Annotated in this window: 14 protein-coding genes; 9 read left to right on the top strand and 5 right to left on the bottom strand. The window is 66.8% G+C overall.

The features are described from left to right. The first annotated feature begins 48 nt into the window (after positions 1–48). From BOX37_RS12730 to BOX37_RS12720, 3 genes are all read left to right on the top strand, one after another. Positions 49–1,542: an NAD-dependent succinate-semialdehyde dehydrogenase gene (locus tag BOX37_RS12730; RefSeq protein WP_206045811.1), complete on the top strand. Its 1,494-nt coding sequence runs from the start codon at positions 49–51 to the stop codon at positions 1,540–1,542. Between the two features lie 9 nt (positions 1,543–1,551). Beyond that, positions 1,552–2,625, top strand: coding sequence for a tartrate dehydrogenase (locus BOX37_RS12725; protein WP_071927835.1), 1,074 nt, complete (start codon positions 1,552–1,554; stop codon positions 2,623–2,625). A 458-nt stretch (positions 2,626–3,083) separates the two neighbouring features. Next, positions 3,084–3,494, top strand: coding sequence for a hypothetical protein (locus tag BOX37_RS12720; protein WP_071927834.1), 411 nt, complete (start codon positions 3,084–3,086; stop codon positions 3,492–3,494). Between the two features lie 196 nt (positions 3,495–3,690). On the opposite strand, the gene BOX37_RS12715 is transcribed toward BOX37_RS12720, so the two are convergent. Then, positions 3,691–4,146: a response regulator gene (locus BOX37_RS12715; protein ID WP_071927833.1), complete on the bottom strand. Its 456-nt coding sequence runs from the start codon at positions 4,144–4,146 to the stop codon at positions 3,691–3,693. 228 nt (positions 4,147–4,374) lie between these two features. Between BOX37_RS12715 and gdhA the strand changes: the two genes are divergently transcribed. Further along, entirely contained in the window at positions 4,375–5,724 is a 1,350-nt protein-coding gene (gdhA, locus tag BOX37_RS12710; RefSeq protein ID WP_071927832.1) for an NADP-specific glutamate dehydrogenase, read from the top strand. A gap of 21 nt (positions 5,725–5,745) precedes the next feature. Here gdhA and BOX37_RS12705 read toward each other — a convergent pair whose 3' ends face one another. Then, positions 5,746–6,384 carry an alkaline phosphatase family protein gene (locus BOX37_RS12705; protein WP_071927831.1) on the bottom strand — a complete coding sequence of 213 codons (639 nt, stop codon included), beginning with the start codon at positions 6,382–6,384 and terminating at the stop codon, positions 5,746–5,748. Between the two features lie 692 nt (positions 6,385–7,076). Here BOX37_RS12705 and BOX37_RS12700 point away from each other — a divergent pair. From BOX37_RS12700 to BOX37_RS12690, 3 genes are all read left to right on the top strand, one after another. Beyond that, a complete protein-coding gene (locus tag BOX37_RS12700) occupies positions 7,077–7,862 on the top strand; it encodes a helix-turn-helix domain-containing protein (RefSeq protein WP_084759578.1) in 786 nt (261 codons plus the stop codon). A 299-nt stretch (positions 7,863–8,161) separates the two neighbouring features. Beyond that, the gene (locus tag BOX37_RS12695) at positions 8,162–8,719 is read left to right on the top strand and encodes a flavodoxin domain-containing protein (protein WP_071927830.1); all 558 of its coding nucleotides are present in this window, start codon (positions 8,162–8,164) and stop codon (positions 8,717–8,719) included. Between the two features lie 211 nt (positions 8,720–8,930). After that, positions 8,931–9,089: a hypothetical protein gene (locus BOX37_RS12690; RefSeq protein WP_156910370.1), complete on the top strand. Its 159-nt coding sequence runs from the start codon at positions 8,931–8,933 to the stop codon at positions 9,087–9,089. Positions 9,090–9,558: 469 nt separating this feature from the next. On the opposite strand, the gene BOX37_RS12680 is transcribed toward BOX37_RS12690, so the two are convergent. Together BOX37_RS12680 and BOX37_RS12675 are read right to left on the bottom strand one after the other, a co-directional pair. After that, on the bottom strand, positions 9,559–10,509 hold the full coding sequence (locus BOX37_RS12680; RefSeq protein WP_071927827.1) for an LLM class F420-dependent oxidoreductase: 951 nt from the start codon (positions 10,507–10,509) through the stop codon (positions 9,559–9,561). 341 nt (positions 10,510–10,850) lie between these two features. Continuing rightward, positions 10,851–11,381 (bottom strand): anthrone oxygenase family protein, encoded by a 531-nt coding sequence (locus tag BOX37_RS12675; protein ID WP_071931440.1) that lies wholly within the window; start codon positions 11,379–11,381, stop codon positions 10,851–10,853. A gap of 124 nt (positions 11,382–11,505) precedes the next feature. On the opposite strand from BOX37_RS12675, the gene BOX37_RS12670 reads away from it, so the two are divergent. Together BOX37_RS12670 and BOX37_RS12665 are read left to right on the top strand one after the other, a co-directional pair. Beyond that, positions 11,506–12,180, top strand: a complete 675-nt coding sequence (locus BOX37_RS12670) for a TetR/AcrR family transcriptional regulator (protein ID WP_276207251.1) — start codon at positions 11,506–11,508, stop codon at positions 12,178–12,180. A gap of 512 nt (positions 12,181–12,692) precedes the next feature. After that, on the top strand, positions 12,693–13,391 hold the full coding sequence (locus BOX37_RS12665; RefSeq protein ID WP_240505324.1) for a histidine phosphatase family protein: 699 nt from the start codon (positions 12,693–12,695) through the stop codon (positions 13,389–13,391). 973 nt (positions 13,392–14,364) lie between these two features. Here the strand turns inward: BOX37_RS12665 and BOX37_RS12660 are convergent. Beyond that, the gene (locus tag BOX37_RS12660) at positions 14,365–15,864 is read right to left on the bottom strand and encodes an alpha/beta hydrolase (RefSeq protein ID WP_071927825.1); all 1,500 of its coding nucleotides are present in this window, start codon (positions 15,862–15,864) and stop codon (positions 14,365–14,367) included. Positions 15,865–15,968 lie beyond the last annotated feature (104 nt).

Here is a 15,968-nt window from a genome sequence, read left to right as displayed (position 1 = left end):
AGGGGTCACAGCAATGGGTGATCCACCGCGTCGGGAGGCAGGCACCGCATGGACGAGTCCGGGGGCAGCGCACAACTGCTCGAGAACCTGAGCGCGGCCGAGCGAGCCGCCATCGACAGCGTCCCCACGGGGTTGTTCATCGGCGGCCGATGGCGCGACTCCCCCGCCGCACTGCCCGTCCTCGATCCCGCGACCGGTGCCCGGCTGTGCACGGTGGCGGACGCGACCGCCGCCGACGGACTCGACGCGCTCACCGCCGCGGCCGACGCCCAAGCGGACTGGGCGAACACCCCTCCACGCACGCGCAGCGACATTCTCCTGCGCGCCCACCACGCGCTGCTGGCCGACACCGAACGCCTCGCCCTGATCATGACGCTCGAGATGGGCAAGCCGCTGCCCGAGGCGCGTGGCGAGGTCGCCTATGCCGCGGAGTTCTTCCGCTGGTTCGCCGAGGAAGCCGTTCGGCTCGACGGCGGGTACATGCAGGCACCGACGGGCGGTTCACGTTTTCTGGTCACCAAGCAGCCGGTGGGGCCGAGCCTGCTCATCACGCCGTGGAACTTCCCGATGGCGATGGGCGCGCGCAAGATCGCGCCCGCGTTGGCCGCCGGATGCACCTGCGTCGTGAAACCGGCTGAGCAGACGCCACTTTCGATGCTCGCCCTCGCGGCAGTACTCGCCGAAGCGGGCGTTCCCGCCGGTGTGGTCAATGTGGTCACCACGGCTGACCCGGGCGCGGTCACGGCACCGATCATCGCCGATCCGCGCTCGCGCAAACTCTCCTTCACCGGGTCGACCGCCATCGGGAAGCTGCTGCTCGAACAGTGCGCTCGCACCGTCATGCGGACCTCCATGGAGCTCGGCGGCAACGCGCCGCTGCTGGTGTTCGACGACGCCGATCTCGACGACGCGGTCGAGGGCGCGCTCGCGGCCAAGATGCGCAACATCGGTCAGGCGTGCACGGCGGCGAACCGAATCCTGGTGCAGCGCGGGATCGCCGAGGAGTTCGCGCAGCGGCTGGCGGCGCGGATGGCGGCGCTGCCGATGGGTCGCGGCACCGAGGCGGGTGTCGTTGTCGGGCCGCTCATCGACGCCGACGCGGTGGCCAAGGTCGAGCATCTCGTGGCCGACGCACGACAGCGCGGCGCGACGGTGTTGCTCGGCGGCACGGCGATCGACGGTCCCGGAACGTTCTACCCCGCGACCGTGCTCACCGGTGTGCCCGACGACGCCGAGTTGTGCCACACCGAGATCTTCGGGCCCGTCGCCGCGATCGGCACCTTCGACACCGAGGACGAGGCGATCACCCGAGCCAACGACACCCCCTACGGACTGGTCGCCTACGTGTTCACCGAGAACCTGCGGCGCGGGCTACGCGTCTGTGAAGCGCTCGAGACCGGGATGGTCGGCCTCAACCAGGGCGTGGTCTCCAATCCGGCCGCGCCGTTCGGCGGGGTGAAGGAGTCCGGTCTCGGGCGCGAGGGCGGGTTCACCGGGATCGACGAATTCCTCGAGACCAAATACATCGGCGTCAAGGTTTAGGGAGACAGCGTGCGCACATACCGGATCGCGACCATTCCGGGCGATGGGATCGGCGTCGACGTGACCGCCGAGGCGGTCAAGGTGCTCGACCGAGTACTACCGGGAATCAGCTGGACCGAATTCGACTGGTCCTGTGAGAACTACCTGCGAACCGGCGCGATGATGCCACCGGACGGGCCCGAGCAGCTCGCCGGGTTCGACGCGATTCTCTTGGGTGCCGTCGGATTTCCGGGCGTGCCCGACCACATCTCCCTGTGGGGCTTGCTGATTCCGCTGCGCCGAGCTTTCGGGCAATACGTCAACCTGCGGCCGGTGCGGCTGCTGCCCGGCACGGAATCGGCCCTGCGCGACCGCACCGCCGACGACCTCGACATTCTCATCGTGCGCGAGAACTCCGAGGGTGAGTACTCCGAGATCGGCGGCATCCACAATCCAGGGCGGCCGGACGAATTCGTACTCCAGGAATCGGTGTTCACCCGCACCGGCTGTGAACGAATCATCCGCTATGCCTTCGACCGCGCCACGGAACGCTCGGGAAAGCTCTGCTCGGCGACGAAGTCGAACGGACTGATCCACTCGATGCCCTACTGGGACAGCGTCTTCGAACGCATCGCCGTGGAGTATCCGTCGGTGCAGACCCGGCAGATGCACGTCGACGCCCTCGCTGCCGAAATCGTGCTGCATCCCGACCGACTCGACGTGATCGTCGGCTCGAACCTGTTCGGCGACATCCTCTCCGATCTCGCCGCCGCCGTCACCGGCGGACTCGGCCTCGCACCCTCGGGCAACATCAACCCCGACGCGGACGCACCGTCGATGTTCGAGGCCGTCCACGGCAGCGCCCCCGACATCGCGGGCCTCGGCATCGCCAACCCGGTCGCCCAGATTCTCGCCGGCGCGATGCTGCTCTCCCACCTCGGCGAGGACACCGCGGCCACCGCCGTCGATCGGGCAGTCCGCGATGTCCTCGCCGCGGGCACCGTCCGCACCCCGGACCTCGGCGGCCCCGCAACCACCGCCGACCTGGGCACCGCCATCGCCGCCCGCGCCGCCGAACTCGCGCACACCCTCACCGAAGCGTGACCCGAATTCGCCGGACCCTTCGACGCCGCCGCTGGTGACGTCCAACGCCCGGACTCAGGCTTGGCCGAAGGCATCAGATCGCCGACGTGGGCCCGGACCTCGCTGACGTGCGCTGTCCGTGCCGGGCGCCGTGGCGCTGCCCTCGGCGTGTACGGATTCCGGCCTAGTGCGCGACGGCGGTCAGGAGTTCGGGGCCGTGCGCAACATCAGCAACTGACCTATCTCGGCCTTCACCGTCACCCGAGTGCCGAGTTGCGAATCTGCCGAGCCGCCATGGACCTGTCGGACGGATTCGCCATGGTGTATTCCCCTCGTGTTCTCGACGCTACCGATGCCCGGGTACCCGACCGACGGGTCTCTGAACCGTGAGCAATGGTACCGAGGGCGCTGATTGGTCACGCGAACCGCGGGAATACGCGCAACAGATCCAGTCGTCCAGCGCCGATCAAAGGAAATCCATGACACGCCAGCGCCATTCCCTTTCCGCCGCGTCCCGTCTCGCCGCACTCACCGCCCTCGCGGCGATCGGTGTGCTCTCGTGCGCCACCACCACCGATCCACAGGGGCCGGGCAAGGACCCCGGTCCGACCGAGGAACCGATGATCGGCACCGCCGCGGCGATCCAGCTGTGCGACATGCTGCGTGCCGATGTCGGCAACTGGGACCAGCAGAACACGACGTTGGCCAAGGCGACATTCAATGGCGTGGTCCATAACTGGGCCCTGCGCAACGGTGCGGTCAACGTTTCGGTTGCCCGGCATCGGCAGGTCGTCGACGCCGCGGCCGCGCAGCACTGCCCCGACGTGCGTGACCAGGTCACGCACGTGCTCGACATCCCGGATCTGGCCTCGGGACTGGCCGGGTTCTGACGGCCACGAACCAGCGAACCGCCGTCGGCGACCTCCGATGAATTCGAACACCTTTCATCCTCGCCATCGCCGCGGCGGGCCGCGCGCGGTGGTGCCCGACGTTTGACCGGCCCGCCGGAAGGCATTTCTGCAGCCACCGGACAGACCAATCGAACGCCAGGATCTGAGCAGCTGTCGCCGTCCACCGCAGGTCGTTTCACCGCCGAACCCACCGTGACCTACGACAGACCGAACCGCTGGCGGAGAACATCGCCCGACAGTTCACCCGCAACGCCACCCCGGTCGCGGCGGCATCGGGCCCGTGGCCGGAGACATCGCCGATGATGGCGTGCACCAGGCCGTTCGGATCCTGCATCACGTCGTAGAAGTCGCCGCCGAGCAACGACTCCACCCAACCTTTCACCAGGTAGTCCTGGGCTCCCGACGCCAATGCGGCGAGCCCGATGTGCTCCCGGTCGAAGACGGTCATCACCACGATCGCGACCCGGTCGTTGTCCTCGCGGATCCGTGCCAGCGCTTCGAGCCCGTTGGCATCGGTCAGGTGCAGGTCACACAGCACACAGTCGGGGACGTCGGTGCGCAGGAGCAGACCCGCTTCGGCCAGCGTGCGCACCCAGCCCAGTCGCGGGCTCGGAGTGAGGTCGACGCCCATGAAGCGACGGCAAGGCATCCGGTCTGGCGGACCGACAGCGCACGCAGGATCAGCCTGGGTCGTAGCGGGTACCGATGTGCGGTCCGGGGGACTCACTGCCGGCGCAGCTACCGTGTGAGGTGCGGCCGGGACTTCCCCAGGGTTGGCATCCCTGAAATGACGGTCCGTGCTCGGGTATCCGCAGGCGGGCAGGCCGCGGAGGCAACGACGACGACAAGGAGACTGCGAGTGGCCGTCCTGGACGCGAAACTGAGCGACATCTACGACGAAGTGTTGCGCCGCAACCCCGGGGAAACCGAGTTCCACCAGGCCGTCCACGAGGTCCTCGACAGCCTCGCCCCCGTCGTCGCCAAACACCCGCACTACGCCGACGCGGCGGTGATTCGCCGGTTGTGCGAGCCCGAACGCCAGATCATCTTCCGGGTTCCGTGGGTCGACGATTCCGGCGCGGTGCAGATCAATCGTGGCTTCCGGGTGGAGTTCAACTCCGCGCTCGGCCCCTACAAGGGCGGACTGCGCTTCCATCCTTCGGTGTACCTGGGCATCGTGAAATTCCTGGGGTTCGAGCAGATCTTCAAGAACGCGCTGACCGGGCTACCCATCGGTGGCGGCAAGGGCGGTTCGGATTTCGACCCGAAGGGCCGCTCCGACGGTGAGGTGATGCGGTTCTGTCAGGCGTTCATGACCGAGCTCTACCGGCATCTCGGCGAACACACCGACGTCCCCGCCGGTGACACCGGTGTGGGTGGCCGTGAGATCGGCTACCTGTTCGGCCAGTACAAGCGCATCACCAACCGATACGAGTCCGGTGTGCTCACCGGCAAGGGCCTGACCTGGGGCGGTTCGCAGGTGCGCAGGGAGGCCACCGGCTACGGCACGGTCTACTTCGTCAACGAGATCCTGGGCGCGGCGGGCCGTTCCTTGGAGGGCCAGCGGGTGGTGGTGTCGGGCTCGGGCAACGTCGCCATCTACGCGATCGAGAAGGTCCACGCGCTCGGCGGCACCGTGGTCGCGTGCTCGGATTCCAGCGGCTATGTCCTCGACGAGCAGGGCATCGATCTCGAGGTGCTCAAGGAGATCAAGGAGGTCCGGCGAGGTCGGATCGCCGACTACGCCGAGAACCGGACGGAGACCGCGCGGTATGTGGCGGGCCATTCGCTGTGGGAGGTGCCCTGCGACATCGCACTACCGTGCGCGACCCAGAACGAACTCGACGGTGTCGCCGCGGGCAAACTCGTCGCCAACGGCTGCCGGATCGTCGCCGAGGGCGCCAACATGCCGTGCACGCCGGACGCGGTGCGGCTGTTCGACGAGGCGGGGGTGACCTTCGCGCCCGGCAAGGCGGCCAACGCGGGCGGCGTGGCGACCAGTGCGCTGGAGATGCAACAGAACGCCTCCCGCGACTCGTGGAGCTTCGAGCACACCGAGGAGCGGCTCGCCGAGATCATGCGCGGCATCCACGACCGTTGCCTGGCCACCGCCGACGAATACGGTGCGCCGGGCAACTACGTGGCGGGCGCCAACATCGGCGGCTTCATCCAGGTCGCGGATGCGATGTTGGCCCTCGGCGTCATCTGAGCCGGACCACGGCGGTGCGCGTCATCTCCCGGACGAACCGCTCGCCGATCCACTCCCCAAGAGGCACAACGGATTCGCCACCATGGCCGCCTGTGCCGAACCTGACGAGGAACCGGTGATCCCGGAGTCGACCGGTGGCGTGTTCGGCACCGGTGCCGTCGGGTTGCCAGAGCCGCCCGTCACCATCGACGCGCCGTCGAGATTCGCGGGAGCCGAGACATCGAGCAGGTCGAGAACTGTCGGTGTGATGTCGGCGAGGGTGTATCCGTTGTTCTCCGTTCCCGCCGCGAACCCTGATCCGCGCGCGATGACGAAACTGGCTGTCTCGTAAGCGCTCTGCCCGACCAGGCCGTCCACTCGGCCGATGGCATCGCGATACGCCTGCGGCCAGATTCCGCGCAGCGTGTGGCCCACGATGTCCACCTGATCGAGGTGCGTGAACGGCAAATCGGTCCCCTCGGTGATGGCCGAGACAACCTGTGCGGTGGCATTGGCGTCGGCGGTGGTCTCACAGACGCCCGCACCGGTGGGATCGATCTGGGCGACGGTCACCCGGTCGGCCTGGGGGCTGCCGGTGCGCGCGATCATGCCGATCTTGTCCCAGGTCCCGATGGAGGCCGTCGACAACGACGGACGCGCCAGCTCCACCTGCGTGAACACCGTGGGATACTGCGCGAAAGGCCCTGCCTCGCAAGTGGACCCGTTGTCCTGCCACGCAGCAAATTGGACAATTGACCGACACAGTCCCGTTCACCGGGAAATCCTGGGATGCAGCTCGCTCATCAGTCAACCTCACGATAGGTGAACTTTTGCCGTTCGCCGTGGCACACGCGGTGGCGTGGCCGTCGCATCCATACTCTCGCGTGAGGATCGGTGGCGGTTGGAGGCGAAGGTACGCCGCCGAACGACCGAACTACTCTTCGATTCCTCCGCGCGGTCGAGCCAAACCCTGACACGCCCTGGCTCGCGCCCGCGGTCAGCGGCCGACATCGCGGCGCCGAATGCCTGCCTGAGCGACGCCGGTCAGGACAACCGTCACGGCGAGCCCGGCAATGGCGTTGACGTTGGCGGGATCGTGGGTCATGGTCCGATCGTCGCGCGGGTCCGGCCCGTCAGGGAGAGCCGAAGGTCACGCCACCGACCCCATTTCTCGTCAGGAAAGACGACAAGAGCGTCGAAGCCGGTGAAGCCGACGCTGTCCTGCGCCCGCCCCGGCACGAATACACCCCCCCAACCCCTCGCCTCTGTCCCCCGTCTTCGAGAAGTCGCCGATCGCGGATGACGACCACCGAGGCGCTGATCCGAATCACTGTTCGCGGCGCACCCGGCGACACGTCGATACCCTGGTACGGGTGAGCCACGACGTCCATCCGAAGATCCGCGGTTCCGCGCGGATGCCGACCGCGTGGGCACGGCCGGGGCACATCGGGTACGTCGGACCGGACCTGCGGCCCGATACGCACGCGCCGCCGGTCGCGATGCTCACCGTCGGCCTGGACGGGCCGCTGATCGTGCACACCGCCCGCGGTCTGATTCGCACCGGCAGCTCCTTCGCGCCAGCCCGCACTCCCCACCGTGTCGTTGCCACGCAGGGGTGGATTCTGGTGCTGTTCATCGACCCGTCGAGTGCGCCCGCGACCATGATCGCCGACGAGATGACCGCTGCGGAAGGCACTTTCGGCCTCAGCCACCGGCGCGAGCGCGAACTGGTCGAGCTGTGCGGCGAACCCGTCGTCGACCCTGATCTGCTCTACCATCGCGCGATCGCGGGCCCGCACCTCGGCACCGACGCACGCATCGCCAGGCTCACCGCCGCAATCCGCGACCAGCCCGCCAACGCTTTGCGCGCCGACCAGATCGCCGCGAACCTCGGCCTGTCCACCGGCCACTTCCTGCACCTGTTCACCCAACACTGCGGAACCACCTTCCGCGGCTACCAACGCTGGAACCGCATGGTCACCGCGATCACCAACGCCGTCAACGGCCACGACCTCACTCGCTCCGCCATCGACGCGGGCTTCGCCACCCCCTCCCACTTCAGCGAATCGTTCCGCGCCATGATCGGCCTGCCCGCCACCACAATGCTCGGAGCCGGCATCCACTTCGACCTCGGCAGCGGAATCGCCCAGCGCGGGTGAACGGCCCAGGACCGGCTCGGCGCGCATCGCGCCCTGCCACCGCTCGCCACAATCGTCAAACATCTCGAGATCCTTGCCGGGTAGTTCGGCCTACCGAAATCCCCGTTCCGCCGTACGAACGTCATGCCGGTGCGCTGCTACCGAATCCGCACCACCGGCTCTCAGTGGCAGGCCCCTCGCCGCGGTGGTGGAGGCGTTGCCGACCGTGGTCACGGTATGTCCCGGTGAGGCCCTTGGTCCTTCGATTGGAGGCATCCCGCCTCTGATCGGCGACCGTCGTCTCGAGCGACGCTGACACCATGACTACGAGTTCCTCGCCCCGTATCGCCGTCCTGTACGCCACCGCCCAGGGCTCGACCCGTGACATCGCGGAATTCCTCTGCGACAACCTGGTAGCACGCGGTGCCACAGCCGCACTGCACGACATCGCACACGCGCCCGATCTGTCCACCATCGACACCGTGGTCATCGGCAGCGCGATCCACGACATGGACCTGCTCCCCGAAGCCACCGCCTACCTTCGCCACAACCTGAACACGTTGGCGGGCAAGGACGTCTGGCTGTTCAGCGTCGGGCTCGGCCCGGCACTGCGCGGACCGCTCGGGCGCTGGGCGGGCCGTCAGGTCCCGCGCAAGATCGCCGCGGTGCTCGGCATGCTGCACCCACACGACTACATCCCCTTCGCCGGACGGTACGAACGCGAGGGCGTCTCGTGGCGAGCCAGGACCATGTACCGGATGCTCGGAGGGGCTCGCTACGGCGACCTGCGTGACTGGCAGGCCGTGCGCGAGTGGTCCACCAGAATCGGCGATGCCCTCGCGCTGCCGCACGCTCCGGCCAGTGTCGTCCAGCCCTGATACCGCGGTGAACCCCGCCGTTGATCTGTGGCATCGGCCACCTACCCCGCCGACCGGCGGGGTAGGGATCGTTATGGAGGATGCGCTGTGAAGAAGACAACGGCATTCGCGACAGGACTCGGCGCCGCTTTCGTCGGTCATGGGCTACCGATACCTGCTCCGCGAACGGTGCTTGAACTGGGGAGCGACACCGGAAGGAGCAACCCGCGAGATGCCCGGTGACGACCTCCTGCCCCGAGCCGACATCGTTTCCACTCGCGCCGTGACCATCGATGTCGACGCGGCCGCGATCTGGCCGTGGCTGGCCCAATTCGGTCCCGGCCGCGGCGGCGCCTACACCTACGACTGGATCGAAACCTCCTCGGACTGAACTTGCACAGTGCCGACGACATCATGCCCGAGTTCCAAAACCTCTCCGTCGGTGATACTTTCACGCTCGGCGACAATGGGCCGACCATGCGCGTGGCCATCCTCGACCCTGCTCGCGCACTGGTGTTCAACTCGACAGACGGCCATTGGATTTGGGCTTTCGCCCTGTACCCCGACGGCAACGGCACCCGACAGAACCAGCGCCCAATCTCCGCGTTCGTGTACGAAGCATCGACGACCGGGCCCGGGTGCTCATCGGTGATCTACCGAGCGGACACGGCGTGCTCGGTGTCCTCATCCAGGAGCCCCAGCCGATCCGGTTGTCGACGCTGACACCGGGCTGCGCACAACCGTCGCCTCGCCGGACCGGTCACCGTGCTGGCACCGCCGCTGTCCGACCACGTCGAAGCGGTCCTGCGCGAGGCGGTCAGCAACGTGGTCCGCCGCGGGTATGGCGCAACAGTCGCGCCTCAGCGGTGCACCAGCGGTCTCAGCGCCTTGCCTGCCAGTTCGAGGATGCCCGGCTCGTGACCGTTGGCGACCATGTTCACGATGATGCCGTCGACCCCGTGATCCAGGATGCGGCGCTGGACCTGCTCGGCCACGTCGTCGGGGGCGCCGGCGAACACACTGTCCGGCGAGATCACCACCACGAGATCCCGCTGCACGAACTCCCGCGCCAGCCTGCGCGCCCGGTCACCATCCTCGTCGACGACGACCACGGCTCGAACGCTGGTCTCCAGGGTCTGTGGGTCGCGCCCGGCCTCCTCACAGCGCTGGCGCAATGTGGTCAATTTGTGTGGCAGGTCGGTGGTGTGGCAGAGGATGTTCAGATGGTCCGCGTACCGCGCGGCCAGGCCGAAGGTTCTTTTCTCGCCTCCGCCGCCGAGCAGGATCGGCAGGTCGGCGCGCACCTGCGGCTCGTTGATCGCGTTCTCAGCGCGGTACCACTTGCCCTGGAAGGTTGGCCGTTGCCCGCGCAGCATCGGCGAGATGATCTGCAGGGCTTCGTCCAGCCGCTGGAACCGCTCGGTGAAGCTACCGTATTCGAAGCCGTAGCCGATGTGCTCCTGCTCGAACCAGCCCGCGCCGATGCCGAGGGCCGCGCGGCCGCCGCTGATCACGTCCAGCGTCGTGACGATCTTGGCCAGCAGCGCCGGATTTCGGTACGTGTTGCAGGTCATCAGGGTGGCCAGCTGGATTCGCTCGGTGACGGTGGCCAGCCCGGCCAGGGCAGTGTAGGCCTCGAGCATCCAGTCCTCGGGCTGCCCATAGACCTGATAGAAGTGGTCCATGAGGAGCACAGCGTCGAATCCGGCCGCCTCCGCCTCCTGCGCCTGCGCGATGACCTGCGGGAACAGCTCGCGCGGCGAGGCCGCGTAGCCGAAATAGGGCATCTGATATCCGAGACGAATACTCATGCCCCACGACCCTACGGACGTTTCCCTCGTCGACCGGGAGCGATAATCCCTGGCAATCAACCGGACGCCACAGGCAATGGCTCGGAAGTTCACCGCACTCTCCTACCCGCACGAGCGACGGCGGGTCGAGCGAACCATCACTCCATGAGCGCTGACTCGACTTCGGTGAGCGCCTCGAATGGGCCGTGCCGGTCTTGGACCAGCAGTTGCGATCGGCCACGCACAGCAGTCCAAGGCCTTCCGCGGTTCCTTCCCGTGTTCGGAGTCGAGCTCTGTCAATGCGATGTGGCGGTCGCGGTCGGCTTCGAAGTCCGCGATTGCCGGGAATGAGTCGGGTCGTCCTAGACTGCCGCATCGCGGTGCGCATCCGGTGTTGCGCTCGCACGGCTGTGCACGATCAGCGCGCGAATCATGCAGGCAAATGCCGCGATCGCGGCGAGCGTACGGTTCAGGTTCCAGGTATTCCAGTCGCCCTCATAGGCGGCGCGCACCGCGGCCGGGTCGGTGACAGCATCGGGATCACCTGCCGCGGCCAACTCCTCATTGAGCGGCACGCTGATCCCCATGGTGATCCCGAACGCGATCAGATACAGCACGAAACCAGCCACAGCCCACGGAAACACGCTACGAACCGACCGGTGCAACAGCACGAGCACGCTCGCCGCCGTGAGCAGGAGAGCCCCGAAGAAGCTGATCCCGAACCACGGGTTGCGCACGGTGGCATTGATCGACTGCATCGTGTCGATGAACGCCCGGTCCCCTACCAGATCCAAGCCCAGCATCACCGAACACGAATAGGTGTAGAAGAACCCGGCCATCAATCCGGTTGTCACCGTGGCGGTGCCGAGCAACCAGGTGCGCGTCAGCACCATCCGCCGGTCCACCCCCGTAGCCGCGGTCGCGGGGGCGGTCGGCGTTGTGACGAAGTGGGGCATGCTAACTCCGATATAATCGAACTAGAAGGTACGTTTAAAATCGTACGTACAGGTTCGATTAATGTCCAGGAGTCAATCTGTGACCTCGCCACCGCCGTCCACTGGTCGCAGACGTGGACGTCCCCGTTCAGGGGAGCAAGCCCATCGTCGAGGCGCGGCGCTGGACGCGGCCTTGGATTTGCTGATCGCTGACGGCGCGGACGGCACGACGATGCAGGCGGTGGCGACCCGTGTGGGCAGTTCGAAAGAGAGCCTCTACACCTGGTTCGGTAGTCGCCAAGGGCTACTGGCAGCCCTCATCGAACGACAATCCGACCGCACGAACACTGCGGTCGCCGCCGCGCTCGAACAAGCGGCCGACCCTCGTGAGACTCTGACCGGGATCGCCACCAATCTCCTGACTCTGCTGGTCGGGCGAGCATCGGTAGCGCTGAATCGAGCAGCGATGACCAATCCGGAACTCGCAGCCCTGCTCCTACAACACGGACGGCACACCACCGGGCCACTGGTCGAGCAGTATCTGACCCGCTTGATCCGAGAGGGCGTGCTGGCGGCCGAAGCCGATCCCGCCGAAACCTTCCAGCTCTTCTACGGTCTGGTAATCCGAGATTGGCAGATCCGGGTCCTCCTCGGCGAAGCCCCTCCGGACAGCCGACGAGTCGCGACCGAAGCTCGGACCGCAGTCGATCGTCTGTTCACCCTCGCTGCGGCCACCTCGGGCCTCGACCCCGGGTGATGGACACGTTTGACCCGCGTCCCGCGCTGATGATCACGTGAAGGCCTATCACTTCTGGGTTACTGAGCGCTCCGGCTCCCGCGCACGCCGCGAGGTCGCGGTCCGCCGGCCGATGATCGCCGCGCCGAGGCAGATGAACCCATGCGGTCGTCGTGCACGATCTGCCCGTCAAGCGTTGATTCCGGCAGACAGCACACTCGGTGGGCCGCGTTGTCGTCGGAGTTCGGGGCTCGCCTGACGGGATCGGCGGCACCGAAACGGCCGGGTGAGCGGGTCGCGTCAATCGGCATGCCGCTCGCACCTCCGCTACCGGTGGTTTCGCCTGCGCGCGGTCCAATGCGCGAAAGGTCCCGATGAATGGGATACCCCGCATTCGATTGGGGCAAATAACTGATTCTGTGAGACACGCCACCTCAAATTCCGGTTCTTCGGCATCCCTGAAGTGGCGTTCGCCACGATGAAAGGCATTCCCACCCATGCGAATCCGATCTCTTCGATTGTCCTTTACGGTGATGGCGGCCGCGGTCGCGGCCACCACCGCCACCACCGGCGTCGCGTCCGCCGATATCGACTTCGGAAGCTCCGGCAGCAGCTCCGGCGACATGGTCATCACCCTGGTGCGCCATGCCGAGTCCGCCGGCAACGCCTCCGGCCTGATCGACACCAAGGTGCCCGGACCCGACCTGACCTCCCGCGGCCGGACGCAAGCAGACAATCTGGCCATCCAGTTGGCCGACAAGAAGTACGACTGCGCCTTCGCGTCCAACATGGTGCGTACCGAGCAGACTGCGGCACCGACCGTCGCCGAGCAGGACCTGAGCCTCGACATTCAGCCCGGTTTCCGGGAGATCGAGGCAGGCGACTACGAGGGCACCCCGGAGGACCAGGCGCTGTCCGGATACCTACAGGCGCCGATCAAGTGGCTCTCCGGCGACCTGAACGCCCGGATTCCAGGCTCCATCGACGGCAACGAGTTCGACAGCCGCGTCGATCAGGCACTGCTCGATGTGCAGCGCCGCGGCTGCGCCAACCCGGTGATCTTCTCGCACGGCGGCACCATCATGTTCTGGTCGATGATGAACGCCGACAACGCCGACCCGAACAAACTCGGCACCGATCCGGTGCGCAACGGCGGCCGCGTCGTCCTCGAGGGCAGCCCGCAGAAGGGCTGGACGATCATCGAGTGGGTCGGCCACCCGGACCTGGGCTGATTCACCCTTCCGCGCCCCGGATGTCACCGACACATTCGATGGCACCGGGGCGCGGTTGTCTCTCAGCGAAGGGTCCACAGGACCCCAAACCCGACAACGCGGATCCTGAACGGCCCCAGTCACAACGAGATCCAGGCAGGGTCCGCCCGGCTGCGTCTACCCCACTGCCAAGACCGTCAGCACCGAAACTGCGACTGCGGCGGTCAGCACGAAAATACACAGACGAACTGGGAGTCCACGGCGATCGACTGCGTGGCGTTCCTTGTCGGCGAGCTCTTTCTCGACAATCAGCTGAGCAACAGCGCCGCCGAACAGCTCTCGGGACAGCATGTCAGGCGGACAGCACTACAGCGGCTTCGTTGGCGTTCCGTCCTGTTGACAATCTTCGAAACTGCATGTTCGATGCCCGGCATCCGAATCATCAATTCGAGCATCCCGAACCTGCGCTTCATGAACAGTCAATTGGACCGCGTGCGCGAGTTCCACTTCGGGACCGGATGGAGCAGGGAGAACCACAATGACCAGGCCCCTCGACGGCGTGCGAATTATCGACCTCACATCGAATTTCATGGGGCCGTTCGGCTCCCTGTTGCGATGATGGCACACGAGCGTCACACAGACCGCTCTGGCGTAGTGATCGGTGCGGCGAGGTGAGGATGACGGGCACCGTCGAGAGATGCGGCTCATAGCCGTGAGCATGTCCCGCGGTCGATGACTACTCGTCCAGCGCTGGACGGAGAATTGGGTTGCTCATGAACACATTCTTCCCGCGACCACGACGGGAGGTCCATCGACTTCCTGCCGAGCCAGGACTCACCCGCAGTATCAGGGTGACCCAGCTATCAGATGCGCTCCAATATTCCAGCAGCACTTGGCTACATTGCGAGGAATGCTGTTGTCCGGCAGCACGATCCGCCCCACGTGCTGTGGCCTGGCCCGCTGCGCTCATGCGGCGGCGTTCGTCACGCGCCTGCTAGCCCGCGCGGCAGGTCAGGTCATGTTCGGGCATGGTGCCGTTCACCAGGTAGCCGGTGACGACGTCGGAGGCGCAGGGGTTGGTGCCGAGAACATAGACCCCGTGCCCACTCCCGTCGACGGTGACCAACCGGGACCGCCCACCGAACTTCTCATCGAGCAGCTCGCCGCCGCGTAGCGGGGTGACCGGGTCGCGCTGATTCTGCACGATCAGCACATCGGCCGGTCCGGTGTCATCGATCCGCACCGGCGGCTCGGACGGCCCCAGCTTCCAGTAGGCGCAGGGCATGAGGTTCGAGGCGGCCGCGCCGTAGAGGGGGTACCGTTCCCGGTCCTCGGCGACAGCACGGTGGTAGGTCTGGATGTCCTCCGGCCATTCGGCATCGTTGCAGGTCACAGCCAGAAAAACCGACCAGGCGTTGTCGTTCGGCGAAGGTGCCCCGGTACCCGGCGGGCGGCCGCCCCCTGGCCCGGGACGTCCGGTTTCGAGCAGCGATTTCCAGCTCTCGGCCGCCGGCGCGTACAACGCCGGGCGATAGAGCGTGAAGAAGGTGCCGAACCGGAAGAGGCTGCCGTCCATCCCGTCCACCGGGTTCGCGTCGAGTCGCTCGGCGAGGGTGAAGTACGTCCGCCGCACCTCTTCCGGTGTGCCGCCCAGGCCGTAGGTGTCGTGGCGGCCGGCGGCCCATTCAGCGAAGTCGGGAAACGCCTCTTCCATTCCGCGTCCGTACCGGCGCATCCCATCGTGGTCGAGGTAGGTGTCGCCGATATTGCTGTCGAGCACGATGCGGTCGGCCTGCTGCGGGAACATCGAGGCATAGGCGGCGCCCAGCGCCGTACCGTAGGAGTAGCCGAGGAAGCTGACCTTGTCCTCACCCAGCGCCGCCCGGATCCGGTCCAGGTCACGGGCCATATTCGCCGTCGACACGTGCCGCAACCGGCCCTCGTGGTCGTTTGCCGCGCACTGCTCGGCGACTCCCTGGGCGACCGGTGCCCGCTCGGTGATCGCCGCATCGTTCACCGCATACGGCGGGATATTGCCGAAGTACGCCTGATCATCGGTGAACCCGCAGCTCACCGGTGTCGAATGCCCTACCCCGCGCGTATCCATCCCGATCACGTCATAGCTGTCCAGCACATCGGCGGGCAGTCCCTGAGCAGCCAGGAACTTGGGCTGATCCAACCCCGCACCACCCGGACCACCGGGATTGAGCAACAACACTCCGCGACGCTTGTCCTGGCTGTTGCTCGCCAGCCGGGAGATCATGATCTCGATTCGCGCGCCCTCGGGCTCGCGGTAATTCAAGGGCGCCGACACGGTGGCGCAGTGCAACCGAGCCGGCCCGTCCGCGGGATCTTCGACCCCCTCCGGACATGCGCCCCACCGCACCTGCACTGCAGGGTCTTCGGCCGGCTCCGCGGCCACGATGGGCGCCCCGGCCAGCGCTCCGGTGAGACCGAGCACCGCCAGCAGGCTCCGGGTCCGTTGTCGATTCATACGCTGCTACTCCCCGACGAAATGGCGCCTACCACGAGCGAACCGTCCGCTGGCGCTCGTGTCCGGCTGGTACATCAACGAGTCTGTCGAGCCCGCCCCGTCGG

The sequence above is a fragment of the Nocardia mangyaensis genome, assembly GCF_001886715.1.
Taxonomy (GTDB): domain Bacteria; phylum Actinomycetota; class Actinomycetes; order Mycobacteriales; family Mycobacteriaceae; genus Nocardia; species Nocardia mangyaensis.
This window is presented reverse-complemented; position numbering and strand designations above follow the sequence as displayed.

Coding starts and splice junctions, on each gene's coding strand:
- BOX37_RS12665 (WP_240505324.1), top strand. CDS start 12,693: ATGGCGGCCGCGGTCGCGGCCACCACCGCCACCACCGGCGTCGCGTCC.
- BOX37_RS12675 (WP_071931440.1), bottom strand. CDS start 11,381: ATGGTGCTGACGCGCACCTGGTTGCTCGGCACCGCCACGGTGACAACC.
- BOX37_RS12715 (WP_071927833.1), bottom strand. CDS start 4,146: ATGGGCGTCGACCTCACTCCGAGCCCGCGACTGGGCTGGGTGCGCACG.
- BOX37_RS12670 (WP_276207251.1), top strand. CDS start 11,506: ATGTCCAGGAGTCAATCTGTGACCTCGCCACCGCCGTCCACTGGTCGC.
- BOX37_RS12680 (WP_071927827.1), bottom strand. CDS start 10,509: ATGAGTATTCGTCTCGGATATCAGATGCCCTATTTCGGCTACGCGGCC.
- BOX37_RS12720 (WP_071927834.1), top strand. CDS start 3,084: ATGACACGCCAGCGCCATTCCCTTTCCGCCGCGTCCCGTCTCGCCGCA.
- BOX37_RS12690 (WP_156910370.1), top strand. CDS start 8,931: ATGCCCGGTGACGACCTCCTGCCCCGAGCCGACATCGTTTCCACTCGC.
- BOX37_RS12695 (WP_071927830.1), top strand. CDS start 8,162: ATGACTACGAGTTCCTCGCCCCGTATCGCCGTCCTGTACGCCACCGCC.
- BOX37_RS12660 (WP_071927825.1), bottom strand. CDS start 15,864: ATGAATCGACAACGGACCCGGAGCCTGCTGGCGGTGCTCGGTCTCACC.
- BOX37_RS12730 (WP_206045811.1), top strand. CDS start 49: ATGGACGAGTCCGGGGGCAGCGCACAACTGCTCGAGAACCTGAGCGCG.